Genomic DNA, 25,964 nt, shown 5'->3' with positions numbered 1-25,964 from the left:
CCTGAAATATTTTTCGACATTTAGAAAAATAGAGTTTAATAGGCACAAAATAAGCATGCCGAAAATATTCGACATGCTTATAAAATCCTTTATATTCCATGTAAATTATATGAGGATATTAATACAGAAAACTTGAGATTATATTTATCCCAAGTTTTTTTTATTGTTCATTTCTCTTTTCTTCATTCAGCCTTTTAATATCAGTAATTAACTGCACCATCTCTTCTTTCGCATCGGGATAAGTCTCATTCCAGTGCTTCACTAAAGCTGGCATCGTCTTCGCTATGTAAGAATACAGTGCCCACTTCTGTACCTGTTCTTTTCTCTCTTCATTGCTCTCTCCAAGTAATAGTTCCGTGTATTTCTCTAACAACCCGTCAAACTGTTCGTTAAACTTTTCGCTCATCTTATTACCTCCTATATGAAAAAAGCAGCGAAAATCGCTGCTTTTCTTTATAATTTTGATCGAACAGAGTTTAATTTTTTCTCCATTGTGCTTACTTTATCACGACGATCATCGATACGAATTGTTGTTGCAACGCGCTGTGCACCTTTCGTATATGGAACTTCATGCATTTGTTGAATTACTTCTAGAATGACAGGAAGATCTCCTTCAATAATTGTATTCATTGGTGTTAATTGATACTTCACGCGATCTGCATTTTTCTCTAGCACCTTTTGTACTTCTGCTACATATTCACTAACACTTGGATTACCTGTTCCTACTGGAATAATCGATACGTCAACAATTGCCATAGTAGTCTTCCTCCTATAATTGCTTCTTATATATCCATTATCTATTTTACCGAAATACGCATCATTTTACTAATTTGTTATTCCTCTATTTTAAATTGCTCAACCAATCTTTCCAAGTCTCTCATATGCTCCGTCAAGCTTTCCATCGTATGAGCTACCTTTTCTAGATGATTCACTTGTGATTCAGTTGCAGCATTTACTTCTTCCGAAACAGCTGCACTTTCTTGACTCGTACCAGCAATTGTATGCATGACCGCTGTAATTTCTCCTTGTTCATGACCAATGTTATGTACCTCTTCTACAATTTGTTCCACTGAAGTACTAATTGTATTTACAACTGACATAATGGTACGGAATTCCGCCTCTGCTTCTGTCGTAACATTATTTTGTATATCCGCAATGTCTTTCAATTTACTTACAACTTCTACAACTCGTCTTACCTCTACTTGTACATCACCAATCATCGTCGCAATTTCTACTGTCGCTTCTTTTGATTGTTCCGCTAATTTTCGAACCTCTTCCGCAACAACAGCAAAGCCTTTACCTTGTTCACCCGCACGTGCCGCCTCGATTGAAGCATTTAAAGCAAGTAAATTCGTTTGATCCGAAATACCTTTTATAAGCTCTACAACATTTTGAATCGATCCAACCCTTTGCTCTAGCTTTCCAGATGCTTTCTCTGTATGAACAACAATTGAAGAGGATTGTTCTCTCGTACGAACTAAATTACGCATCGTATGTAATCCTTGCTTAGATGCCTCTTCAGCTTTGCCAGCTACACCTTTTATTTCACCAACAGAGTTATTCATTTGTTCCACTGACTGCGCCATATTCTCGAGCTGCTCTGAAACTTCATCTACACTATTAGCGAGCGTAGAAGCTCCTCCGCTCACGTCATCCATTGCACCTGACACTTCTTTACTAGCTGCTACAGTTTCATTCGTTAAATAATGTAGATTATTTGTTGATTGTTGCACGGTTGATACACTATTTTTAATTTTGCTTACCATTTCATTCATTTGTTCAACCATATGATTAAAATGGTTCGTCAGTTCTCCAACTTCATCCTTACTTGTCACTTTCATTTGCAACGTTAAATCACCTTCTGCTACTTTTTGAACGTGATTCGTTAATAATTGCAGTGGTCTTGCTAATCTTCGTGAAAACAAGTATGAAGCTACGATTCCAACGAATAAGCTAATACATGCCATTATAATGACTGTATTTCTCGTACTATGTAATAGCCCATCAATTGTTTCTTTCGGATAAAAAATTCCTATCTTCCATTTCATCAAATCAAATGACTGACTATATGCAACTACCTCTTCACCTTTTAATGTAGTGACAGCATATTTTGTTACATCTTTATTTAAACTCTGCACAAGTGGCTCTTTCGAAACATCTTTCCCTATCTTTTCCGGGTAAACAAGAGCCATATTTTTATCATTTATAATAAACATTTCTCCGCCGTTATTGTATTGAATATTATGAAGTAATTTCTGAATTGTTCCAAGCGATACATCCATCGCCACAACACCTAATACAGATCCATCTTGAGCTGTAATTGCTTTAGAAACTCCCACGCTTAACTTACCTGTTGCAATTTCATACATAGGTTGTCCCCAGTGAACCGTTTTCACATCAGCTTCTGAGTCTTTATACCAAGGTCTTGTCGTTGGATCATATCCCTCTGGCACTTTTCCACCTTCAGCAAGATTAGCACTTAATGTTTTTTTATCTTTCGTACCAATATATAAGTCTAAAATGCCTGGATGATTCTTTTTATACTCCGAAAACTCTTTCGTCAAAAATGCTTCCTCTTCTGGAGTAACTCCGTCTTGAAGCATATTACGAATCATCTCACTGTTCGCATAATACCCCATATCTTCATCCGTTCTTTGAACAAATGTCGTAAGTTGCTCTGTCACAAGATCCATCGTATTTTGAGAATACTGGTCTAAGGAGCGCACTTCCTTCTCTTTCTGTAATTCATACATAGCTGTACCTAATATTACGAACATCATAGAAATAAGTACCGAAAATACTACCGCAATTTTTAAACGTAAACTTCTTAACATCTTTCCCCAAACATCCCCTTCGCATTGAATTCAAAACTTATTAATCATTATATTAAGTATAATAGATAAAATTAAAAAATTGAAATTAATTCTCACCTTAATACAATTAGAAAACTGACTACCACTTGTGCAAAAACAAATAGTTCATTATCCTTAAACTATAATCTCATTCGTTCGGAGGGAACTATGTTACAAAAATTCGGTTTCTCACAATATGAAAGCCAAGCTTACGAAGTTGTCGTATCAAGCAACGAACCATTAGATGCTACAACGATTGTGAAGCATTCTGGCGTGCCAAAAGCAAAAATATATGAAGTGCTTGCACGTCTAATCGATAAAGGAATGGTAATGGATTCTGTTTCGGAGAAGAAAAAGATGTATACAGCATTACCACTCAAGCTAGCAATTGAAAAATTAACGACAGAATTTCAATCCAATATTAAAGAATTAGAGACAACTATATCGAAAAAATCATTTACAGATGATCGTGTATGGAGCTTAAAAATGCAATCTTCTATTCGTGTTCAAAGTAAAGAACTCATCGAAAATGCAAAAGAATCAATTCGCATTTCAGCTTGGAACGATACTCTTTTAGAATATCTTCCGTTATTAGAAGAAAAAGCAAAACAAGGCGTCAAAACCGAAGCCCTTATAGTTGGAAAAGTAAAAACAGACTTAAAAAACATGCATTTTCTAATCCCAGCCGAAGAGCCTAACGCGCTAGAGCGATACTTACTGCTCATCGTGGACGACCGTGAAATTTTATTTGCTGGTGTAGAGCAAGAGTCATGGCAAGCGATGAAAACAATGTCACAACCTTTCGTAAAGTTCTTTACAGAATTTTTCTATCACGACGTTGCACTTGCAAAGATTACCCAGAAACACCATGACCTCTTTATGGAAGATGAGGAAATTAAGAGTTTGTTGATGAAGTTGAGATATTAATTGCATACAAAAAAGGAGTCTAGCTGTTCACCTAGACTCCTTTTCATTTTGTTCCTTTATCTCCATCAACAGCTCAATAATTTTCTCATTTTGCTCCACTTGTTTCTCTGAATTTTGATAGATGAAACGAACCCATCTAAAAATAAACGCGACCACAAATATTGGTATAAGGCTAAGTATCACTCCGACTAAATCATATGCCATTTTCTATCACCTCACTACATACAACTTTCTCCATACACCTACTAAAACCTGCAATTTTTTACAAATAAAAAAGAACCTATCAAACGATAGATTCTTCCTTCGCAAACTGAGTAGAACGTCCTCTCGTAATCGAGAAAATCGCACAAAGCAACGCTAATATAATAAAGCCGCCGCCTACCCAAGCATTATATATAACAGATGATTTTTCAATAACAACTCCGCCTACTGTTGAACCGAGCGCAATCCCTAAGTGAAGGGCAGAGTTATTTAAACTTTGCTGAATACCAGCTGATTCTGGTGCAATTTCAATTAAATAGTTTTGTTGTGCTGGCGAAATAGCCCAGCTCAGCATACTCCAAATTCCCATCATAATAATGAACAGTGGGAATGAGAATGTCATCATCGGCAATAGGAAAATCGCACACGCAAATACGATAATAATTGAAATAATACTTTTCTTCGATCCCCATTTATCAGCAAGCCAGCCTCCTAAGCCGCCTCCAAGTACCGCTGCGATTCCGAAAATGAAGTAAAATACACTAATCCAATTCGCTTCCACATGCATAACATCTTTTAAAAATGGTGTTAAATATGCATATAGTGTTAAATGACCCGTTAAAAATAAGAATGACGTTAACTGTGCACTGACGATTTTTTTATCTTTTAACGTAGCAATTTGCTCTCTTATTGATAATACCGATGTCGGTGGTACTTTCGTTAAAAATAGAGAAATACAAGCGATTGCCATAACTGTTAAGATTGAAATGAGTACAAATGGTGCACGCCATCCGTATGCATTTCCGAGTACAAGACCAAGCGGTACTCCAAGTACAAGTGATCCACTAATCCCCATGAAAATGATTCCAATTGCACGCGCACGAAAATGCGGTTCTACAACGCTAGAAGCAAGTGTTACTGACAGTGCAATAATAAGCGAACCACTCGCCGCACAAATCACCCTTGAGAACATTAACATCCCGTAATTCACACTAAATGCTGAAATAATATTTCCGATTAAGAAAATTGATAATGCCCCAACATACAATGTTTTTCTCTCAAATTTCCCTGTTAAAGCTAATAAAACAGGACCTGATAAAGCAAATACTACTGAAAATATTGTGATAAGCTGACCAGCTGCACTAATAGATACACCTAAATCGTTGGCAACTAAATCGAGCGTTCCTCCTATAATTAGCTCAACCGTTCCGACTACGAAAGCCGCGATAGCTAAAATATACACACGAAAATTCAAGTCTTTCCCCACGCTTTCTATTTTGGTTACTACGATTATAGTAACCAAAATAGAAGTTGAACACAAGTACAATTTTTTTACAGTAAAAAAGGTAGGCGCATTATACGCCTACCCTTCAGTCATGACACTTCATTTTTATTCTTCTTATTTAAATACCAATATACCGGCAGTCCCGTAAAGACAATTCCAATTGATAAGAAACAACTTAGTGGATCGTTAATAATCGCACTACCGATTACAAAGAGTGAGCCCAAAATCGCAACGATTGGGACGATTGGGAATAACGGTACACTGTATGCACGCTCTTTATTTTTATTACGTTTTCTTAAAATGAAGACACCGATAAACGTCATTACGTAGAAAATATAAATAATGAATACGGAAATCTCAGATAGCTTATTCGGATCACTAATAATCATTAAAATAATTCCTAAAATGATTTCAACAGTAATCGCATTTGCTGGTGTTTTAAATCTTGGGCTTTCCTTCGCAATAAACTTAGCAAATGGAAGTTGTCCACGTTCTGCCATCGACATCGGGATACGTGGGAACGTTAAAATCTTTCCATTTAAACAACCGAAAATAGAAACGATAATACCGATACTAATAATTTTCCCGCCATATTCTCCAAGTAGCATTCCTGCAGCTGTCGCTGTTGCATTTTCTCCAAGTTCTACAATTTGCGTTGCTGGTAATACATTCAATAACGCCAAATTAATTAATACGTAAGCAGCTGTTACAATTAAAATCCCAACTGTCATAGCTTTCGGTAATAACTTTGTTGGATTCTTCATTTCTCCACCAATCGAAGCAAGTAAAATCCAACCGTCATAAGCAAATAACGTTGCTAAGATCGCCATCCCGATACTTTGATTTTCTGATATCGGCACAACTACGTTAAAGATATCGCTATTCCCTTTCCAAAAACCTAACACAACAATTAATACGATTGGAATCATCTTCCCGATTGTCGTGATCGTTTGGACGATACCTCCGTATTTTGTTCCCATACTATTTACAACGCCAAGGAACACAACTGTTCCAATTGCGATTGGTAAATTCCATACTTTATCTAAATAGAAAAAATTAATCATTAAAGAACTAAAGTATAACCCTAATGTTCCAATAATAGCTGGCCCATACACAATCGTTTGCATCCAGCCTGATAAATATCCCCAAAAACTTCCATAAATCTCCTCTAAATACGTATACAACCCACCATTTTTCGGGATTTGCGCTCCAATTTCAGCTACTGTTAAACCACTTGCTAACGTCAACAGACCACCAATTATCCAAGCAAGAATCGCCATATTAGAACTCCCCGAGTAATCTAATACGCTCCCTGGTTTCATAAACACACCAGACCCAATAATTGTTCCTACTACGATAGAAAGTGCTACCGTTAAACCAATTTTGTTCTTCTCATCATGATGCATGCTGCGTATCCTCCTTCCAATTCTAGTGTGATGCAAAAATGAAATAAAAAAACACTCCTCCCTAAAAAAGGGACGAGTGTTATATTCGTGGTTCCACCCTTGTTTCAATTCGCAAAGTAACACACTTCACCAATTTCTCAAGTCTAAAATAACGGTTTTTGCCGGCAAGCAATTACTAAATGTTCGTTCACTGCTGCAGTTCAGAGGTGGTAATCCATTTTTCCGTATTAGGAAGCTCACAGCCAAAGGCTTCCCTCTCTGAGAATCGTAAAAAATTGATCGTGTCCTCATCATCACTTCTTGATGTCGAATTTTGTAGTTATTGTTCATTATATTGAATTGTTAGAAAAAATCAATATTTTTTTTATATAACATACGAAATTTTTCTCTTCTTATATTATAACAGAATTTACGACACTTCTCTAATTCCCTAAAAATGGTATAATTCATATAGGAGGTGCACCAATAATGATTGCTGTTTTTTGTATCATCGCTACGTTTCTCTCTGTTCTATTCGCTATCATGCATCGGCACAAGTATCCTGGTTATAGCATTTTAGCGGTAGCTATTATACCAGCTGTTTCCTTCTACGTATTGGGTAAATATCAATATACAGAAGTATTTATCGGTTTTGCAATCTTCTACTGCGTCTTTGGATACATACTAACTATGAAAAAAATTTTATTAAATCATTAAAAGGGACCGATTTCTGCTGACAGAAATCGGTCCTCGCACGTACCTTCCGGTTGCCCACACGAAAGATACATAATTCGATTATTTATTTTCTTTGTTCATAAAAAACTTATGGTGCGGTAAATCAACATTCAATGCCTCTAATTGTTTCTTTTCATTGTCTAAAATCTCTTTTGCCTTTGTTTTTGTTGCCTCATCTAATCCCGCAAAGATATCTTCATGCTTCTCTTTCTCTGGGAGTTTCACGCCTAACTTCGTTAATTCTTCTTTTGCTTGTTCACGTGTTAATTTGCCGGACTTTTCTTGTTCAAAAATTGACTTCACTTTTTCTTTCGCCTGTTCATCTAAGTTAGCAAGCATGTCTTTACGCTTACCCTTCTCCGGCATTTTCACGCCTAATTTCGTTAATTCTTCTTGCGCTTGTTCACGTGTTAATTTACCGGATTTCTCTTGCTCTAAAATTGATTTTGCTTTTTCTTTCACCTGTTCATCTAATCCCGCGAACATTTCTTTCTGTTTACTCTTTTCCGGCAACTTCACTCCTAGTTTTGTTAATTCTTCTTTTGCTTGTTCTCTTGTTAATTTTCCGGACTTTTCTTGCTCTAAAATCGACTTCGCTTTTTCTTTCGCCTGTTCATCTAATCCCGCAAACATTTCTTTACGTTTTTCTTTCTCTGGAAGCTTTACACCTAGCTCCTCTAACTGTTTCTTTGTATCATTCATAATCGTTTTTACTTTTTGTTTTGTAGCATCATCTAAATCTTTTTTCGCCGTTTTTGTAGATTGCTCAGCTGCTGGAGTATTCGTTGCCGCGAATGCCGGGATGCCGACTCCCCCAATGATTCCGAATGATAAAGCACCTGCAATCGCTAAATACCCAACTGTTTTCTTCTTCATAGGAAATTTCCTCCTTCATATTTCTAATGCATGTATACTCTCGTATACAATGCCTATAGTAATGTTGGTTTCTTAACATTTCCTTAACGACTTAACAAAAAAACACCGCTCATAATGAGCGGCGTTATTCTATGCTTTTTGTAATTGTAATTCTTCACGTTCCATTATTCTTCTTAATACAATTGTTTGTGTCATTGTAAATAAGTTACCTGTTATCCAGTACAACACAAGACCTGATGGTGCCGCAAATCCCATAAATAAAATCATTGCCGGCATCATAATTTGCTGCATCTTTAGCATTTGTACTTGTTCTCCAGGTGTAATATTCGATTGGAAAACCTTCATTTGAATAAATGTCGTTAATGCTGCAATAATCGGTAATATATGATAAGGATCTGCATGTCCTAAGTTCACCCATAAAAACGAAGATGTACGAATCTCTTCTGTTCGGCTAATCGCATAATACAAAGCAGAGAAAATCGGCATTTGTATAAAGATTGGCCAACAACCAGCAAGTGGATTCCAACCGCCTGATTTCATTAGTTCTGACATTTCTTTTTGATACTGTTTTTGTTTTTCTAGATCTTTGCTTACATCACCGTATTTCTGCTTTAACTTCTGCAATTCAGGTTGCATTTTCTTCATTTTCGCTTGGCTACGATATTGCGAAACAGCTAATGGAATCATCGCTGAACGAATAACGAGCGTCATAATAATGATAGCAATCCCAAAGCTAGCTCCCGGTATATGATGAGCAACAAATTGAATCATAAACGAGATTGGATAGACAAAATAATGATCCCAAATTCCCGTACTATGTGCATCAATTGGTGCTGCATTACTGCAACCAGATAAAACAAAAACAAGTAATAATGATAAACTAACGAGCACAGCTCGGTATGATTTTAACATGTTCATTCCTCCAATGTTTCGTAATTATTTAGCGAAACATTGGTGTATACGGACCGACCTCGTCATTCTCTTCACTTGATTCTTGTCTGCGTACAGAACGAATCATTCCATATTTATAAAAAATAGAAAATAGCGGTACATTCCCCGCACTATCTTCACATGTATCAACTAACGCAAATGCTCTTTGTCTACCGCTCGATGCTTGCTGACGCACAAAGCGAGAAACGTTAGCAAGGAAGAAAACTTCTAATAAACAAAGTGCTGTCGTTACAAACGATATATATAGAATTGCATCCTGCAATAAAAATTCCATCGCTTCACATCCTTAATAAGGTCATTTTAGCACATTCGGCAAACATTCTCTATTTCCTTTTATCGTCAAAAAAAGTATTTTGCATATTTTCTCAAGAAAATAATAATTAAGAAACATTGTATTCGCTTTCTTTAGTATATTCACACACACCAATGAATAGGCTTGATTTATTAGAAATTTATAAAATTTTTGCATTATAATAAAACTATTGCCAGTTTTTGAAAAAACCTTTATTCTCTTCTTGTAATCAAAAATGAATATGGAGATGAAACATACTATGGGTCAACTAGGAGACGCCGATTACGTTCCCGACACCGCCTTTTTATCCTTCCCAGCAGCTAAAACATTTCACTTAGAATTTATCATACAGTTGGTTGTTATTTTCGTAGCTTCTATTTTGTATGCAATTTCTATGAATATGTTCTTTATCCCGCATAACATGATTAGCGGTGGATTCGCTGGAGTAGGGATGATTATCGGTTATTTAATGCACTACAATATCGGTGCACTTATCTTTTTACTAAACATTCCTCTTCTTATTTTAAGTCACTTTTACTTAGGCAAGAAGACAACCTTTTTAACAGCGTACTTTGTAGCTGTATCATCGTTAGCGATGAACATTATCCCTGTACACCAAGTTTCAGACGATATTTTACTATCTTCTGTATTCGGCGGTGTAATCTGCGGAGCAGCTTCAGGAATCATATTCCGATTTGCTTCTTCAACAGGTGGTTTTGATGTTGTTGGATTGATTGTAGCGAAATATCGAGATGTTTCAATTGGAGCAATCATATTTGTATTCAACTTAATCTTACTTGTTGTAGCAGGATTTATTTTCGGATGGGATATTACACTTTATACGTTAATTAGTCGATTTGTAGTCAGCAAAGTGATCGATGCTGTGCATACGAAACATATTAAATTAACGATAATGACAATTACAGAAAAAGGCGAGGAAATAAAAAGTGCCCTACTACATCACGGCATACGTGGCGTGACAATGGTAGATGCTGTCGGCGGCTATACAAACCATAAGAAAAAAATGATTTACACTGTCGTGACTCGCTATGAGTTAGGCGAAATGAAACGTATTATCCGTCAAGTGGATAATAAAGCATTTATGAACATTACTGAAACAGTTGAAATTGTCGGCCGTTTCAAACGCATATAAAAAGGTCAATACATGAAAGGGCATCACATATTATATGTGATGCCCTTTGTTATTCAACTCACGCACCTTTTAGCATAATACAATCATTAAGTTTATTACTACAAATCGGAGGGTAGCATTCCATATACAATACTATCTGTCCATTCATCTTTATTCCAGAAATCTTGTATGAAATGTGCTTCCTTTCTCATGCCTATTCGTTCACACAATTTTTGTGAAGCTGTATTTCGTGCATCAAGATTAGCTTGTATACGGTGTACATTACATTCATTAAATAATTTAAATACCAAACGACTTACTGCTTCTGTTGCCAAACCTCTTCCAGTTACTTCATTTGAAAAACTATAACCAATCTCGACAGTGTCTTTCATATTTGTGTACCATACGGATAAATCACCAACTACCTTAGTTTTGTATATAACCGCCAAACTTAATATTGAGTCTTTAGTAAGTGCATTGTTTGCTAGCTTCTTATTAAATCTTTCCTGCATGTCTTCATGAGTCCACTTATTATGTAATAGGAACTTACATGTATCATCACTATTATAAATAGCGAATACATCCTGTAAATCAGTACTCTTAAAAGGTCTAATTATTAATCTTTCTGTTGTGAACTCCAAGTTAACTCTCCTCCCTTACATTACATGCATGCCATAAAACACTTTTTATCGTATTTAAGCCTTCTTAGATCTCACCTTGATTACATATTTCATCAAAATAAATGAAACTCCTTCTTCTACTAAACCGCACCGTTAATGGTATTTCCTTGCGTTTTTTATTTTTTACACTTATTACAAAATCAGATAATTCTATTATTATGTCTCTAAATGTGTTATAATGAAAACAGACTCACAAAAAAAGAGTATATAGACTTGGAAGTTTCTCATATTTTACAAACAAAAAGAAACGAGCAGTCAGGTATATTTCAGACACCATACACGTAACGGTTTAAATAACCGATCATCTTAGTTACTCTTCAATGATCTTTTTATAAAAAGATACGTACAATTAAAACTCACTTCAATATACTATACCTACCTTTTTGACTTCCAAATCATCTTATTACATAAGGAGATGAACATATGAATCAATATATACGATATACAATAGCTGTCCTGTTTGCTATTATCGGCGGAACAATCTGCTTCTGGACAAACACTCAGCTTGGAGAGAATATCATTTTTAATGGAATCGAAACACTTGTAAGCGCTTCAATTTTAGGTGGATACATTTTCTTCCTCTTTAATCCAGAAGAAAATGCGCAAAAAACAATGTTATTAACAATGATCGGAATTGTCGGCGGATGTATTTCCTACTCAATGACTAACTATACATTACCACTTCAATTAAGCTCAGCTTTCTTCCACGGTCTATGGACTTGGTTCATTGCATTCTGTCTAGCAGATGTATTCAACCTATTACAAGACAACGAAGAAGAAAACGGTCGCCAAATTGAAAGTAACTCGTAAGCTGGAAGAGATTCTTCCAGCTTTTTTTATGTTGATTTGCATACCCTGATTGGTATTTACCGGATTATATCAGCGATTTTTCAAATATATCGACGATTTCTCCACTTATATCAGCGATTTTTTCATTATATCGACGATTCGACACAGGATATCGACTTACCGACAATTTTCGGCAATCTATTTATACTCTATACCCCGCCACTACAATAAAAAGAAGTTACCCCCACGGCAACTTCTTTTTCATATACCCCATCCAGTACTTACTGGAATATATCAGCGATTTTTCAAATATATCGACGATTTCTCCACTTATATCAGCGATTTTTTCATTATATCGGCGATTCGACACAAGATATCGACTTACCGACATTCTTCGACAATCAAGACGCTCAACATACCCTATCCCCCAAGCAATTTACTGCCGAACTCTACGATTAAAAAGATAATTAATAGAATCGCGAGTATTTTTAAGGCTACATATGCCACTTTAAAAACAGCATAAATGAGCAAGACGATCAAAATAATCGTTAAAATTTCCATCTAGAATTCCTCCAAGTTTTGCTCTTCTTATCTTATTTTACTCGCCCCACACTTTTTATGGAACGGCATAAGACGACATAGAAAAAAGAGGATACCTCACCCATCGTAAGATACCCTCTTCTTTAGCTGCTCAAACCATTCTCTCTCTAATTGTAAATATCCCATTCCACTCTTCTCAGCGCTCTTCAATTCTTTATCAGCTTTCCTCATATAAATGTGTGACGCTTCCATATCGCCCTCTAAATATTTAATAATTCCTTGTGTGCGATAATATCCGTTTAGGTCCATTTTTGTAATAGCCTTCCCATGTTCCCTCGCTTCTTCTAAAGAAAGACTATCCATCTCATAAAGGGCTTTATATAAAAGGTACCAACTATGAAAACTACTAACGAAAAACTTATTTTCTTTCGTTACAGGTAGTTGAACAATTTGTTTTATATACGGTACAGCTCTTTCCATTCCCTCTTGATCCGCACGAGCCAAAAAGACGAGCATAAGTCTACTCATTATCTCTCTTATCCCTTTATTCTCTTTTATTTTTTCCTCACTCAGTTCTACCAATCTTTCATCCCAATCTCTCGGTCTTTTATAACTAAATAACTCACTCGATATTTGAATCTCATATAAATGATTTCTAGCTCTTTCATCATCTTTAATTAAAATAAGAAATTGCATACCATCACTCATAAGCGTTCCTTTTATCGGCACAATTGTAACCGCAAAGATTGCAAAATGGAAAAAGGAAAAATATAAAAGATATTGATAATAACTCACCATATATATGTAACCTGAAGTAATACCAAATAATAAACTCGTAATCGGTCCACCTAAAGTAAGCCATGCCCACTTTTTCGAAAGGTTCGGTGTCTCTATAGAAGGTGGTACTAGTGTTGCAACGCCTCCAAAGTACGCCCATAATTTATTTTCTCGAATGCGTACTTTCCCCTTCTCTTTTTGAACAGTAATGGGTCCTACTGTCATAAATTTAAAATTCAAACCACCTATTACACCGAATACTATATGCCCTAGCTCATGAATGGCTAATACTAACAATGAAATTCCAACTATTGCCCATAGGTTCAAAATTACTTCTAATTTCCCAGTTCGGATTACTCCGTATAAAATGGACAAAACTAACGCCGCCGTCATAGTACCAGCTGGCCTTCTTAAAATATCCACCTTTTTCTCCCCTTAATAAATCATTTTTCTATGCATTTCGTACATGAACTTTCCGAGATGCAATATCCAAATAAATGAGATTAAGCCAATTAATACAAAGTCGATATCACTAGCCGCCGTATATATAACGGCAGCCCACCATACATATGCCAATATTGTATTCGTAAATTCATACGCTTTATATCCAGCCTCATGCACAATGTGCTTTAATCCTTCATCTGCGTTTTTCGTCCACATTTTCATAGATTCCATATATGTCACACCTTGTTCAGGATATAGCTTGTTATAACGATTTTTTGTTATGAGCCCACTAATCACTACAATAGTTAAACAAACAATAGCAGCTACTAAATTCCACACTGCAAATGAAACATTTGTATCCTGCAACAGTGCACGTCTACATGCAATAACTGCATATACAAACCATGCCTGCGTAACTATATCACCTACACGTAAATATATACTTATAATGCCTAATTTTCTGCCTTGTACACTCTCTTCTTCATCGCGTGCCTCAGCTAACATACGTGTATTCTTCCAAGTGTAGTACATCATTAAGATTCCAAAAATGGTGCATATACCTATAAATGTATTGGATGATAATTTTCTCGGTTCATCCGAGAGTAAATCTAAAGCTATATAAGATGTTAAAAAACCACCCATCATACTTAATGCCATTTTCCCCACAAAATCAAATTGTTTTTTTCGTTTACCCTTCACCATCATCTTCCCCCTCCACTAACGTAAATATTTCCTCCACCGGTACATTGAAAATTTGTGCGATTTTTAACGACAATACGATAGATGGTGCATAATCTCCGCGCTCAATTAAACTAATCGTTTGCCGCGATGATCCAATCGCTTTCCCTAAATCCCCTTGTGATAAACGATGCTTTGCTCGTAGTTCCCTCACCCGATTTTGAAGCTTCATATCTTCCCTCTTTTTCATTTATTTAAATAAAATTGTAAATAATATCCTTATTATTGTCAATTATAATTGTCATTTTGACGTTAATAATTGACAAGATAATCTATAAATTTTTAAACAGGTAAACAAAAACTTATTAAAATAAAAAAGGCAGTGCATCTGCACTGCCTCCCTAATTTTTGACATAGAATGGATTCCATATTAACTTGCGTTTTGTAATAATGCTCGTTTTAACTGTTTACGGAAACGAACTCCTAACGTAATTGCTACAATCGCAATCACTCCAAAAATGATTTTACCGATATGACCTTCTAGCGCTCCAAAAATATCATGTAAATTGCCACCTAGCCAGTAACCACCGATTAAGAAGAATGATACCCAAAATAGAGCACCTGAGTAAATTGTAATTGCAAAACGGCGGAACGGTAAGTTAATAATTCCCGCAAAGTATCCTGTAAAGTGACGTACACCAGGAATAAAGAAACCGATAAAAATCAAGAAGTATCCATACTTATCAAACCACATTCTTGTTAAGTCGATTTTTCTTTGTGTTAAAAATACGTATTTCCCATACTTTTGAACAAAGGGCATTCCTAATTTATTTCCTAAAAAGTATTGGATTGTCATTCCTACACTTGTCCCAATGAAGGATAGGATAATTAAAATCGGTAAACTTAAATCACCCTTATGTGCTAAAAATCCCGCATATGCTAACGTTGGCTCTCCCGGAAACGGAAGTGCAATATATTCTAACAGCAAGCCGACAAGTACAACATAGTACCCGTATTGCTGAAATAATTCATGAATCCATTCCATGTCATCTCTCCTTTCAATCACGTGCAACTTCTTACTAATATTGTATAAAAAAATTGTCGAAATAACTATCACAATAGCTTACATTTTTATTACATTTTTGTAAGGCTCTCACTAAACTTTTACGTTCTTTATTTACTTTCATTTTCAGACAACTTAACAAGTATATAACGTGAGAAACCAGGGCCTTAATATGCATTTTTTATCCATTTTTTAACACTTGAAAATCGTTATATTTTGTTCTTAATAAAAAACCACTGCAAACTCATACGAACTTCATATTAGCTTCATATACGTATTGTAAGATTATATCGGAATTTGTTTAAAAATTTAACCAATATATGACTAAACATTAATTTGAATAAATATTAATCGCTTTTCGAAATTGAAAAAAGGGTGAATATGAAATGGAAGCTTATAAAATGCACGATTTTATTAATACAAATGTTGAATCTCACCAAAATGAAACCGTTTTTAATTTACACATATGTGAAACAAATGAATTTGACGTAAGTTTAACAAAGTCTACAACACTGTCTTTTATCGTTTCAAAAAAGAACATTAAGATTGTTACGAAAAAATGGATTAATTCAAATCAAGAAAGCATGATTGGCAAAAGCTACATCATTCCAACGAAAGCTTTTCACTACTTCTTACCAATTATTTCTGAAACGGAAGATGAATTAAATATTCAAGTTCAAAGTTTTGGACTACATGGTGAACTTTTATTAAATGAAAGATTACTTATTGATAAAAACAACAAACACAATGCCAAAATTACTACCTTCTTTGAAACATTAGATGAAAATGTAAATAAAGTATTACGAGGATTGCAAATTCATTGTATGTAAGACTATTACAATAGTAAAAAGGAGAATAAAATGAAAAAACTATTATTAAGCGCACTATTATCATTAGGAGTTTTAACTATTCCATTCACAACTACTGAGGCAGCTACAACGAAAGATCAACTGATTGTAAACACGCAGTTAAATAAAATGGATTATTATCAAAACGGAAAATTCATAAAAAGTTTTACTGTCGCTACTGGAAAAGCAGCTACTCCTACACCTAAAGGTACTTTCCAAATCGTAAATAAAATTAAAAATCGTCCTTATTACACAGGCAAAATTAAAGGCGGCGATCCACGTAATCCGCTTGGTGACCGTTGGCTCGGACTAAACATGGCAGGAACTTACGGAACAACTTATGCGATTCATGGTACGAACAATAATCAGGCAATTGGTAAGTGGACAACACTAGGTTGTATTCGTATGTATAACAATGATATACACTGGTTATTTGAGCGTATTCCCCAGCAAGCTACTGTCACTGTAAAATAACCTCAAAGCGCGATTTACGTGTAGCCAAGAATTTTATGTCTTGGCTTATTTTATTTCTTCATTTACAGTAGCAAAACAACTGTATTTACATATATAATAGGAATAGATTGTGTTAGGTAACATCCAAACATTGATAAACATGGATATTAAAATTATACAGTTATAATATTTTATAAATTTTATAATACATACTATAATAGAATGACTGTAATTCTTAAATATTCAGTTTCACTAAACAACTCCCCTTGCTACTTTCATGATTATTTTATGGCAGGGGCTTATTATATGTATAAACAATCTGAGTCATCGAAAAAATGATGAATTCGAATATTGCAGTTAAAAGCGTTATTTAGGAGGTGTTACTATGACGCATATACTGGTGATTGAAGACAACCCAGATATACAAGAACTAATTCGTGAATTTCTAATGGCACAAAACTTTACTGTTGATGTCGTTGGTGCTGGGACAGAAGGTATACTTCTTTTCCAAAAAAATTCATACGATCTTGTCCTCCTTGATGTGATGTTACCAGATATAGATGGCTATAGTATTTGTAAAATTATGCGAGGACAATCTGATGTACCAATCATTATGTTAACAGGCTTACATAATGAAGAAAGTGAAATTAAAGGATTTGAATTAGGTATTGATGACTATATTACGAAACCGTTCCATTACACCGTATTTATTAAACGTGTAGAAGCTGTATTAAGAAGGGCAGCAACGAAGGAAGCCGAAGCTGCGACTATACTACAATTCCATGAATTGATGTTAAATTCTACAGCATACGCCGCTTATGTTCATGGTAATCAAATTGAATTGACAACAAAAGAATTTGAAATTATTTATACTTTACTGCAAAATCGAGGAAAAGTATTATCAAGAAGTGATTTGTTGAATAAGGTATGGGGCTATGAACATTATGGTGATGTAAGAGTTATAGATACACATATTAAAAACTTACGAAAAAAATTAGGAATTCCTTATATTAAAACGGTGAAAGGCATTGGCTACAAAATCGAATCGTAGCAAAGACAACATCACCAAAAATATTTTCATCAAAACCTTATTATTTTGTATTCTTTTATCACTTTGTCTTTATCAAGTTATTTACTTCTTAGCTTCAAACTACGATAAAGAACGTTTTGCGAAAGAAAATGGAACGCATACTACAGAACAAGCGGATTCAGATAAACAAAACGACCAAAGTAAAACGAATCAAAATAAAGCTGTATCACAGGGGGACATGTTTAATTTCCAATCTGCTATTATAGATTATAATTCTCTCTCTACAGCTATCAATCACCTTTTGCAGCCTAGCCAAACTGCAAAAGCAAAAGAACATGCTCAAAATATTTCGGGGGAAAATAGCGCTTCTGCTCCATCTATAGAAATGGAAAAGCAAGTCGCTACTAATGATGCCTTACATAAACAAAATGCAGCAAGTAAAGCAAATGATGCACAAGATAATCCAAAATTAACAGATGTACTGCAGCAATTAGCTCCACATATTGGCGCAACAATGCTTGCACTCTCTCTGCTCGGATCTTTAATTTATGCAAAACTAATTGCTAAACCTTTTCAATATATGAGTGATGCTTTAAAAGATATTATGAATCTTGATTTCTCAGATAAAAAGCTACTCAACAAAAATACGGATCAAACAGATTTTAATTTACAAGTAGCTGCTTCACAAATACCAAATATAGTGAAGAATTTACATGCAAGCAATCAAGATTTAAGAAATGAACTCAAAAAGGAACAACAATTAGAACAATCTCGTAAAGAATTTATGTCTATGGTTTCCCATGAATTAAAAACACCAATCGCAGCCGTTATGGGACAACTAGATGGCATGATTCACGGAATTGGAGCTTATAAAGATAGAGATAAATATTTAAAACGTTCCTATGAAATGATGCAAGACATTAACATATTAACGGAAAAAATGTCGGAATTATCCAAAATACAAAATCCTCAATTTAAACCTGATTTAAAAGTTATCTCATTAACTAATATTATTGAGGATGTTATGAAGAAAGTAGATTATTTCGTATCTGTAAAGCAGTTAAATGTTCAATCTAATATTAAACAAGATGTACAAGTTTTAGCTGATCCTAAATTTATTCAAACTGCCATTTTTAACATTATTTCAAATGCAATTCATTATACAATTGACCATCAGCATGTATATATAAAGCTTTATGAAAAGCCAAACGGTTACGCATTAGAAGTATTAAATACAGGTTCACAAATAGATGAGGATAAACTTGCTCATTTATTTGAGCCATTCTATCGCGCAAACCCTGACAAACACGGCTTAGTACAAGGTAGTGGTCTTGGGTTATACATTGTAAAACAAATACTAGATAAACATCAATTTCCTTATGGTATACAAAACACGCCTCAAGGTGTAAAATGTTCTATTGTATTCCCAAAAGCAATGTAAAAACCTACTACAATTTCATATCCCAAATTCATACTTCGTATGAGTGGCGGAATTTTGTAGAGTATATGACTCTGTTTCGTTCGCCCGTTATCCTTATTTGGATAGCGGGCGTTTTTTATTATGTAAAAGGAGGATTTTCATGGAGAAATTTAAGTATTCATTACTCGTTTTATTCGGAGCTTGTAGCTACGGCGTACTTTCAACTATTTTCAAACTCGGATTCATTGATGGATTTTCAGCACATCAACTATTAGGAGGACAATATGTCTTCGGATGGATTGGTCTTCTTCTGCTCGTTCTTTTCGTTTCACGTCATAAAGTAACAAAAAAGCAATTCTTTTCCTTACTAACAGTTGGCACAACGATGAGTATGACCGGTATCTTCTACGCTATTTCTGTAGAAGAACTACCAGCATCTATCGCTGTCGTCCTACTTTTCCAATTCACATGGATTGGTGTAGTCATTGAAGCAATTGCAAACCGAACATTTCCAAGCCGTGAGAAAGTTATATCTATCATTATTTTATTTGCTGGAACATTGTTTGCGGGCGGTGTATTTGAAGGCCTCGGACAAAGTTTTTCTACAAAAGGGATTATCTTTGGACTATTAGCCGCTGTCTCTTTTTCATTCTATGTTTTTGCAAGCGGGCGTGTGGCTACAGAAGTTCCGCCTTATACGAAAAGTTTTCTTATGACAACAAGCGCTACGCTTATCGTATGTCTATTCTTCCCGCCAACCTTTTTAACAGATGGTGCTTTGCAAGCTGGCCTATGGAAATATGCTTTCTTCCTCGGTTTGTTCGGTGTTGTCGTACCTGTCATTTGTTTTTCAATTGGCGTACCGAAAGTAGGAACAGGACTTGGTACAATACTAGGAGCAGCTGAATTACCAACAGCCATTATTGCTTCTATTACACTTGTACATGAAGTCGTAACGTTCATGCAGTGGATTGGGATTATCGTTATATTACTTGGGATTTTCACTCCTCAACTTCTTACAGCTAGGAAAGAAAAAAAACGTAATCGCGTGTATAGTGCTTAAAAATATTAACTTGCGTATAAATGGAAATAAAGTTACAATGTGGTATAATTTCAAATCTATTTGGAGGTATAAATGACTATTTTAAGCGTAGCCTTTTTTGCCATTATGTGTATCTTCTTCCTAATAAGATATATGAAAGAAAAGAAATTTTACGATGTGCTCATCATTCCTATTTGCATATATGCTGGAGCAGTCAAAACCCCTTTGGTGGAGTACTTAAACTTTAATACCACATTCAAAATAACATATGATATTGCAGCTATTATTCTCGTAATCCTTGCTGTGCTGTTCTTCTTAAAGGATAAGAAAGAGAATCCTACTGCATAACAAAAGACCTTTCATGTATTTGAAAGGTCTTTTTCTCTATCTCACTTTACCGCTCCATATAATTTCTCTACCTCATGCTCAATTTGTTTCACATCAATCCGTTCAAATAGTGGCTGCACGCTATCAATTCTACTTGGCAACGTATGTTGAGGCTCCCAATTCCGGTTCACAATCGATAATGTGTTTCTAACTCTTTCACTTGAAAATGGTAAAAATGGTTCAAGAAGATTTACAAAATTAGCGATGAGATACACACAATTATAAATCGTTTCTTCGCATAAAACTGGATCATCCTCCCTTTGTTTCCAAGGCTGCCTCTCATCAAAGTATTTATTTGCAAAACGTACTGCATCAAATATTGATTCTAGCGCTACCTTAAATTTAGTTTGCTCAATCGCCTCTCCTACATGTTTATATAATCCTTCTACTTTATCTTTCAGCTCTACATCAATACTTCCTTTCGGCACGATACCACCATAATATTTTTCAATAAACTTTAATGTCCGGTTCACAAAGTTCCCGTATGCACCTAATAATTCACTATTATGACTGTAAATAAATTCACGCCATGAAAAATCAGTATCGCGATTTTCTGGTGCGTTGACGGTTAAAAAGTAACGAATAGAATCTGGATCATAACGTTCTAATATGTCAGGCACCCATACCGCCCAGTTTTTACTTGTAGATAATTTTCTTTTTTCCACTGTCAAATATTCATTCGAAACGATATGACGCGGGATTGCTCCTTCCCCTATTCCAAGTAATACCGCTGGCCAAATGATGGAATGAAATGGAATATTATCCTTTCCGTGTACATAATATGTTTTCGCTTCTTTATCCCAAAACTCTTGATCATCTTTCCCTGTTTTTTCAGCCCAATGTTTACTCGCTGAATAATACCCAGTCACCGCTTCAATCCATACGTAAATTTTCTTATCTTCATACCCTTCTACTGGAATTGGTACCCCAATTGGTAAATCACGTGATACGGCCCTATCTAGTAATCCTTCTTTTACATATCTCTCTGTTAGCTGAATCGCATTGTCGCGCCATGTTCCTGTTTGTTTGGCGATTTCTACAGCCCTTTTAATTTGCTCCTGAAATGTATGCAACGCGAAATAGAAATGCTCTGTTTCCTGTACGGACGGTGTACTACCACATAACTTACATTTCTTTTCTAACAAATCGAGTGGATCTAAAATAGCTGAACACGCATCGCATTGATCTCCTCTTGCTGCTTCATGGCAATGCGGACATATCCCTTCTACATAACGATCAGGTAAAAACTGCGTACACGTTTCACAATATGCTTGTTCCACTGTTTTTTTATAAATATGTCCCTCTTCTAATAAACGTAAAAAAACATTTTGAACCGTTTCATGATGGTGCTCACTATCTGTACGTGTATAGCAATCATACGTAAAACCAAGGCTACGGAAACATCGCTGGAACTCTTCATGATACTGATCAGCAATTTCCTTCGCTGTCACACCTTCTTGTTTTGCCCGAATTGCAATTGGTGTTCCATTACAATCACTTCCCGAAACATACAACACATTCTCACCTTTTGCCCGGTAATAACGTGCTAAAATATCTCCAGGTAACAAACTCGCAATATGTCCAAGATGTAACGAACCATTTGCATACGGCCAAGCGCCTCCAATAAAAATACTCATCTTACATTCCTCCTTTAAAATATAAAAAGCCCCGCCCTTATCTAAAAAAAAGATAAGGGCGGGGCTGTATAAACAGTCGCGGTACCACCTTATTTCGCCAATTACTCACATAATTAGCCTTAACAAGTACTGAGCTATATGCTCTTATACTGTGGTTTTGATAACGAGTACCAACTCTCGTCGCCGCCTACTATTATCATTTCATAAGTTCAGGACGAAGCTCAAAGGCCATTGTTCAAATGAATATTCTTGCTTCTTCTCAGCTACCGAAGCTCTCTGGAAAGAATGTGTTCATCCTACTTTTCCTTTTCAACGCTTTTACGTATAACAAGTATTTTACGACTTAATAACAGAAAAATCAAACTTTTATCTAGAAAGAAAAGGAAATCCCATCCCCCTGCCGAATACCTATACGTTCACAAAAGGAGTGATATGATTGAATCAAAAACAACTAAGCACACGTAATGAAAAAAGCTGGAATGCAGCTGCTTATGAAGCTTGGACGAATCGCCACGGGGCACCAGCTGATTATGCGAAAAAAATCATAGAAGACCCTATGCGCGAGGTAGATCACTATTTACCTTACATACAATCTCCGAAAGGAAAACGTATTATTAATTTACTCGGGTCAAAAGGAAATAAAGCTGTTGCTCTCGCTCTTTTAGGAGCTGACGTAACAGTTGTTGATATTTCAGCAAGTAATGCAAAATATGCAAATGAACTTGCGGACGCAGCCGGTGTCTCTATCGAGTATGTCGTTTCTGATGTATTACATGTACAGCTCTCACAATCATTTGATATCGTATTGCTGGAACTTGGTGTACTCCATTACTTTCTAGATTTAAAACCACTCTTTCAAAAAATTGCTACTTTACTTAAGCGAGATGGAATGCTTATCCTTCGTGACTATCATCCTGTTTACACGAAATTATTAGGAGTCGACCACCCATCATTTCGAGCAAATGGAAATTATTTTGATGAAGAATTGATTGAAGATGATGTTGCTTATAGCATTCTTCTTACAGAAGCACAGAAAGAATCACTACCTAAAACAACTATCCGCCGCTGGACGCTAGGAGAAATCATTACAACACTTGCCGAAGAACATTTTAAAATTGAAAAATTAGTTGAAGAACATGGGCCCCATCAAAAATGGGTCTTCTCTTCTACCGCAGCGGAAGGAATGGAAGAACGTGTGCCTGGTTTATATACATTAATTGCGACAGCATGCAAAAAAGGATCCCTTCACGGATAGGATCCTTTTTTGCATGCTCACGCATATAAGTTGAGGTTGGAGATTACCATAATTCTGTAGAATAGGACACAAGATATTTCAACATTTCGTCTCTGACTTACGTCGTCAAAAAGGGGTATGACCAACATAACGAAGAGTAATGTTTTTAGTTGATACTGATAATCGTTATCAACTAATTAGAAGTATACATGATGTTATTTTAAATTACAATAGCATTTCTCATTTTTATTTATGAATTTTTTGATATACAAATGTATACATTTTAAGAACATTTACTCATATGAATCTGCCATATTCCATTATCTGCTATAATTTTTATTGAACAGATTAATAACTTCATAATGATGTTTTTATTAATTCTGCTCTAAATATTTATAAATTATAATAAACAGTTTTTAAAAGGCAGGGGTAACGATGAAATATGTTAGTATTCGAAAAAAACTACTGTTCACACTCTTAAGCATTTCTTCTTTATTTAGCATTGCTCTTATTGTTATTCTTTCATTCGCTATGAGCCAAGCGAGCGAAATTGAAACGTTAAAAAATGATGTTTCCAAAAGAGCAACCATTTTAAAAGAACGTGGCGATTGGTTCCAAGCACAAGTTGCTGGTTTACAAGAATATTTACTGTCACATGATCAAAAAGGATTAGATAAATTCAACCGAGAAGGAAAAAAACTAGCTGATACGAGAGAAAAAGTAACAAGTGATAAAAAACTTTCAGAAGGAATGAAAGAAGCGATTTTAATGGGCGGAAAATGGCGAAGCGTCATAGATAATGAAGTCCTCCCTCTCGCTCGCGAAGGAAAATGGGACGAAGCATCCAAAATCGCTTTAGCTCAAACCGATTATGTAAATGACCTTTTAAGTCGTTTTACGAAATATGCAAATGAAGAAAATGATAAGCGTGACGCATTAATTGCTGACGTGGAGTCTTCTTCATCGCTTATTCAATATATTATTTTCTTCTCACTTATTACATGTACAGTAACGTCTATTTTATTAGCATGGTGGTTCTCTGGTAAGCTCGTTAAACCGATACGACAAATTGATGAGAAATTAAAAGAATTAGCTTCGCAAGATGGTGATTTAACTGCTAGATTGCATGTAACGAGTAAAGATGAAATCGGTGATATCGCCAATTCCTTTAATCAAATGCTCGCTAATTTACAGCGTATAATAAAACAAGTGCAACAAACATCAACAAGTGTAAAAGAAGCATCTGAAAATGTGTTTATCGAAACAACTGCTTCTATGGAAAACACCGCAAAAACTGAAGAGACTATGAATGCTCTTGAACATAATATTCGTTCACAAGTTTCCAGCATCGAAGAAAGTTCAACTGCAATGGACGATATGGCAACGAGTGTCCAGCGTATTGCAGAATCCGCCTCTTCTGTTGCTAGCCTAGCTGTTACAACTTCTGAAAAAGCTGATAGCGGGAATAAAGTCATTGAGAAATCTATTACACAAATGCATACCATTAATGAAGCTGTTAACGCTACATCACAAGTAGTAGAACGACTCATTACACATACAAATCATATTGATACTGCACTTCAATCCATTTCTAATATCGCGGAACAAACGAATTTACTCGCTTTAAATGCTTCCATTGAAGCGGCTCGTGCTGGTGAACATGGAAAAGGCTTCGCTGTTGTTGCCGATGAAGTACGAAAGCTTGCTGAACAATCTCAGCTAGCAGCAACTGATATTAACCATTTACTTCATCAAATTCAAGCAGATACAAAAATAGCAAATGAAATGATGACGCAAGGTCAGTCAGAGGCTTCTGAAGGCATTACAGTCATTCGTACTGCTGGATCTTCATTCTCAGAAATTGTTAACCACATTAACAAAGTTTCTACACAAATGCAGGAGGTGTCTGCAACTGCTGAAGAAATGGCCGCAAGTTCTGAAGAAATGAATGCAGCTTTAAATAACATCGCTTCTATTTCAAATGAAGTTGCCGCCGAAACATCACAAACAGCAACTTCAGCTGGTGACCAAGTAAACAAAATGAGTGTCGTTGCTAAAAAAGCATCTGAAATGAAAACGACCGTACAAGAACTTGAAGTTCTCGTTTCTCATTTTAAAACAAATGCTTAAGGTGAAAAAAGAGAGATTTACAATCTCTCTTTTTTCACTTTAAAATATCTCTTTCTATCTCTCATTCCGTCTGCTATAATTCCTAAAGGAAAGAAGAAAGCTTTATTCCAAATGGAGTAAAGCTTTCTTTCAATTTTTTACATTAATTAATTCTAATACTATGATTTCACAAAGGA

At 35.4% G+C, this 25,964-nt stretch carries 28 protein-coding genes and 2 other annotated features; of the genes, 12 read left to right on the top strand and 16 right to left on the bottom strand.

The features are described from left to right. Positions 1 to 160: 160 nt before the first annotated feature. The 3 genes from ACTFNE_RS20925 to ACTFNE_RS20915 form a co-directional block, all read right to left on the bottom strand. Positions 161 to 406 carry a YusU family protein gene (locus ACTFNE_RS20925; protein WP_001290594.1) on the bottom strand — a complete coding sequence of 82 codons (246 nt, stop codon included), beginning with the start codon at positions 404 to 406 and terminating at the stop codon, positions 161 to 163. A 47-nt stretch (positions 407 to 453) separates the two neighbouring features. Further along, a complete protein-coding gene (locus ACTFNE_RS20920) occupies positions 454 to 756 on the bottom strand; it encodes an MTH1187 family thiamine-binding protein (RefSeq protein ID WP_001018860.1) in 303 nt (100 codons plus the stop codon). Positions 757 to 833: 77 nt separating this feature from the next. Further along, positions 834 to 2,834, bottom strand: coding sequence for a methyl-accepting chemotaxis protein (locus ACTFNE_RS20915; RefSeq protein WP_270706244.1), 2,001 nt, complete (start codon positions 2,832 to 2,834; stop codon positions 834 to 836). A gap of 186 nt (positions 2,835 to 3,020) precedes the next feature. Between ACTFNE_RS20915 and ACTFNE_RS20910 the strand changes: the two genes are divergently transcribed. Beyond that, positions 3,021 to 3,779, top strand: a complete 759-nt coding sequence (locus ACTFNE_RS20910; RefSeq protein WP_270706243.1) for a TrmB family transcriptional regulator — start codon at positions 3,021 to 3,023, stop codon at positions 3,777 to 3,779. 27 nt (positions 3,780 to 3,806) lie between these two features. Here ACTFNE_RS20910 and ACTFNE_RS20905 read toward each other — a convergent pair whose 3' ends face one another. From ACTFNE_RS20905 to ACTFNE_RS20895, 3 genes are all read right to left on the bottom strand, one after another. Beyond that, complete coding sequence (locus tag ACTFNE_RS20905) at positions 3,807 to 3,983, bottom strand: hypothetical protein (protein WP_052737355.1); 177 nt, start codon at positions 3,981 to 3,983, stop codon at positions 3,807 to 3,809. Between the two features lie 79 nt (positions 3,984 to 4,062). After that, on the bottom strand, positions 4,063 to 5,247 hold the full coding sequence (locus tag ACTFNE_RS20900) for an MFS transporter (RefSeq protein ID WP_046198713.1): 1,185 nt from the start codon (positions 5,245 to 5,247) through the stop codon (positions 4,063 to 4,065). Between the two features lie 107 nt (positions 5,248 to 5,354). Beyond that, a complete protein-coding gene (locus tag ACTFNE_RS20895; protein ID WP_046198714.1) occupies positions 5,355 to 6,671 on the bottom strand; it encodes an APC family permease in 1,317 nt (438 codons plus the stop codon). Between the two features lie 65 nt (positions 6,672 to 6,736). Beyond that, positions 6,737 to 6,974 (bottom strand) — a binding site (T-box leader). Positions 6,975 to 7,139: 165 nt separating this feature from the next. On the opposite strand from ACTFNE_RS20895, the gene ACTFNE_RS20890 reads away from it, so the two are divergent. Next, positions 7,140 to 7,367: a hypothetical protein gene (locus ACTFNE_RS20890; protein ID WP_000562238.1), complete on the top strand. Its 228-nt coding sequence runs from the start codon at positions 7,140 to 7,142 to the stop codon at positions 7,365 to 7,367. 78 nt (positions 7,368 to 7,445) lie between these two features. Here ACTFNE_RS20890 and ACTFNE_RS20885 read toward each other — a convergent pair whose 3' ends face one another. The 3 genes from ACTFNE_RS20885 to ACTFNE_RS20875 form a co-directional block, all read right to left on the bottom strand. Continuing rightward, positions 7,446 to 8,261: a hypothetical protein gene (locus ACTFNE_RS20885; protein ID WP_046198715.1), complete on the bottom strand. Its 816-nt coding sequence runs from the start codon at positions 8,259 to 8,261 to the stop codon at positions 7,446 to 7,448. Between the two features lie 129 nt (positions 8,262 to 8,390). Continuing rightward, the gene (gene yidC / locus ACTFNE_RS20880; RefSeq protein WP_000920536.1) at positions 8,391 to 9,173 is read right to left on the bottom strand and encodes a membrane protein insertase YidC; all 783 of its coding nucleotides are present in this window, start codon (positions 9,171 to 9,173) and stop codon (positions 8,391 to 8,393) included. A gap of 28 nt (positions 9,174 to 9,201) precedes the next feature. After that, entirely contained in the window at positions 9,202 to 9,486 is a 285-nt protein-coding gene (locus ACTFNE_RS20875; RefSeq protein ID WP_000394930.1) for a hypothetical protein, read from the bottom strand. Positions 9,487 to 9,763: 277 nt separating this feature from the next. Here ACTFNE_RS20875 and ACTFNE_RS20870 point away from each other — a divergent pair, with 277 nt between their 5' ends. Continuing rightward, a complete protein-coding gene (locus tag ACTFNE_RS20870) occupies positions 9,764 to 10,657 on the top strand; it encodes a YitT family protein (protein ID WP_000530037.1) in 894 nt (297 codons plus the stop codon). Positions 10,658 to 10,755: 98 nt separating this feature from the next. Here the strand turns inward: ACTFNE_RS20870 and ACTFNE_RS20865 are convergent, their stop codons facing one another. Continuing rightward, positions 10,756 to 11,277: a GNAT family N-acetyltransferase gene (locus ACTFNE_RS20865; protein WP_046198716.1), complete on the bottom strand. Its 522-nt coding sequence runs from the start codon at positions 11,275 to 11,277 to the stop codon at positions 10,756 to 10,758. A 462-nt stretch (positions 11,278 to 11,739) separates the two neighbouring features. Here ACTFNE_RS20865 and ACTFNE_RS20860 point away from each other — a divergent pair, with 462 nt between their 5' ends. After that, positions 11,740 to 12,126, top strand: coding sequence for a DUF3938 domain-containing protein (locus tag ACTFNE_RS20860; protein WP_001077770.1), 387 nt, complete (start codon positions 11,740 to 11,742; stop codon positions 12,124 to 12,126). Between the two features lie 399 nt (positions 12,127 to 12,525). Here the strand turns inward: ACTFNE_RS20860 and ACTFNE_RS20855 are convergent, their stop codons facing one another. The 5 genes from ACTFNE_RS20855 to ACTFNE_RS20835 all read right to left on the bottom strand — a co-directional run bounded on the left by ACTFNE_RS20855 (position 12,526) and on the right by ACTFNE_RS20835 (position 15,589). Continuing rightward, a complete protein-coding gene (locus tag ACTFNE_RS20855; protein WP_000404782.1) occupies positions 12,526 to 12,666 on the bottom strand; it encodes a DUF3985 family protein in 141 nt (46 codons plus the stop codon). Positions 12,667 to 12,762: 96 nt separating this feature from the next. Continuing rightward, positions 12,763 to 13,815, bottom strand: a complete 1,053-nt coding sequence (locus ACTFNE_RS20850; RefSeq protein ID WP_046198768.1) for a cytochrome c oxidase subunit II — start codon at positions 13,813 to 13,815, stop codon at positions 12,763 to 12,765. Between the two features lie 42 nt (positions 13,816 to 13,857). Next, a complete protein-coding gene (locus ACTFNE_RS20845; protein ID WP_046198717.1) occupies positions 13,858 to 14,568 on the bottom strand; it encodes a DUF3169 family protein in 711 nt (236 codons plus the stop codon). Beyond that, a complete protein-coding gene (locus ACTFNE_RS20840) occupies positions 14,555 to 14,776 on the bottom strand; it encodes a helix-turn-helix transcriptional regulator (RefSeq protein ID WP_000776167.1) in 222 nt (73 codons plus the stop codon). The genes ACTFNE_RS20845 and ACTFNE_RS20840 overlap by 14 nt, the downstream gene beginning before the upstream one ends. A gap of 198 nt (positions 14,777 to 14,974) precedes the next feature. After that, complete coding sequence (locus ACTFNE_RS20835) at positions 14,975 to 15,589, bottom strand: DedA family protein (protein WP_000454757.1); 615 nt, start codon at positions 15,587 to 15,589, stop codon at positions 14,975 to 14,977. A gap of 404 nt (positions 15,590 to 15,993) precedes the next feature. Between ACTFNE_RS20835 and ACTFNE_RS20830 the strand changes: the two genes are divergently transcribed. From ACTFNE_RS20830 to ACTFNE_RS20805, 6 genes are all read left to right on the top strand, one after another. Beyond that, entirely contained in the window at positions 15,994 to 16,437 is a 444-nt protein-coding gene (locus ACTFNE_RS20830) for a DUF3978 domain-containing protein (RefSeq protein ID WP_000388752.1), read from the top strand. A gap of 30 nt (positions 16,438 to 16,467) precedes the next feature. Then, complete coding sequence (locus ACTFNE_RS20825; protein WP_046198718.1) at positions 16,468 to 16,929, top strand: L,D-transpeptidase; 462 nt, start codon at positions 16,468 to 16,470, stop codon at positions 16,927 to 16,929. Between the two features lie 364 nt (positions 16,930 to 17,293). Further along, positions 17,294 to 17,959: a response regulator transcription factor gene (locus tag ACTFNE_RS20820; RefSeq protein WP_000148833.1), complete on the top strand. Its 666-nt coding sequence runs from the start codon at positions 17,294 to 17,296 to the stop codon at positions 17,957 to 17,959. Further along, positions 17,937 to 19,379, top strand: coding sequence for a sensor histidine kinase (locus ACTFNE_RS20815; protein WP_270706218.1), 1,443 nt, complete (start codon positions 17,937 to 17,939; stop codon positions 19,377 to 19,379). The genes ACTFNE_RS20820 and ACTFNE_RS20815 overlap by 23 nt, the downstream gene beginning before the upstream one ends. A 139-nt stretch (positions 19,380 to 19,518) precedes the next feature. Further along, on the top strand, positions 19,519 to 20,421 hold the full coding sequence (locus ACTFNE_RS20810; RefSeq protein ID WP_076871007.1) for an EamA family transporter: 903 nt from the start codon (positions 19,519 to 19,521) through the stop codon (positions 20,419 to 20,421). A 72-nt stretch (positions 20,422 to 20,493) separates the two neighbouring features. Further along, entirely contained in the window at positions 20,494 to 20,748 is a 255-nt protein-coding gene (locus ACTFNE_RS20805) for a hypothetical protein (RefSeq protein WP_000154152.1), read from the top strand. A gap of 41 nt (positions 20,749 to 20,789) precedes the next feature. Here ACTFNE_RS20805 and metG read toward each other — a convergent pair whose 3' ends face one another. Continuing rightward, positions 20,790 to 22,424, bottom strand: coding sequence for a methionine--tRNA ligase (gene metG / locus ACTFNE_RS20800; protein WP_046198721.1), 1,635 nt, complete (start codon positions 22,422 to 22,424; stop codon positions 20,790 to 20,792). 51 nt (positions 22,425 to 22,475) lie between these two features. After that, positions 22,476 to 22,746, bottom strand: a binding site (T-box leader). 114 nt (positions 22,747 to 22,860) lie between these two features. On the opposite strand from metG, the gene ACTFNE_RS20795 reads away from it, so the two are divergent. After that, positions 22,861 to 23,679, top strand: coding sequence for a class I SAM-dependent methyltransferase (locus ACTFNE_RS20795; protein WP_046198722.1), 819 nt, complete (start codon positions 22,861 to 22,863; stop codon positions 23,677 to 23,679). Positions 23,680 to 24,093: 414 nt separating this feature from the next. Next, complete coding sequence (locus tag ACTFNE_RS20790) at positions 24,094 to 25,788, top strand: methyl-accepting chemotaxis protein (RefSeq protein WP_046198723.1); 1,695 nt, start codon at positions 24,094 to 24,096, stop codon at positions 25,786 to 25,788. The last annotated feature ends 176 nt before the right edge of the window (positions 25,789 to 25,964 follow it).

This window comes from Bacillus cereus group sp. MYBKT111-2 (genome assembly GCF_051915205.1).
In the GTDB taxonomy this organism is placed as follows: domain Bacteria; phylum Bacillota; class Bacilli; order Bacillales; family Bacillaceae_G; genus Bacillus_A; species Bacillus_A paranthracis.
Note: the sequence above shows the minus strand (reverse complement) of the source record. Positions and strands in the feature narration are given on the sequence as shown.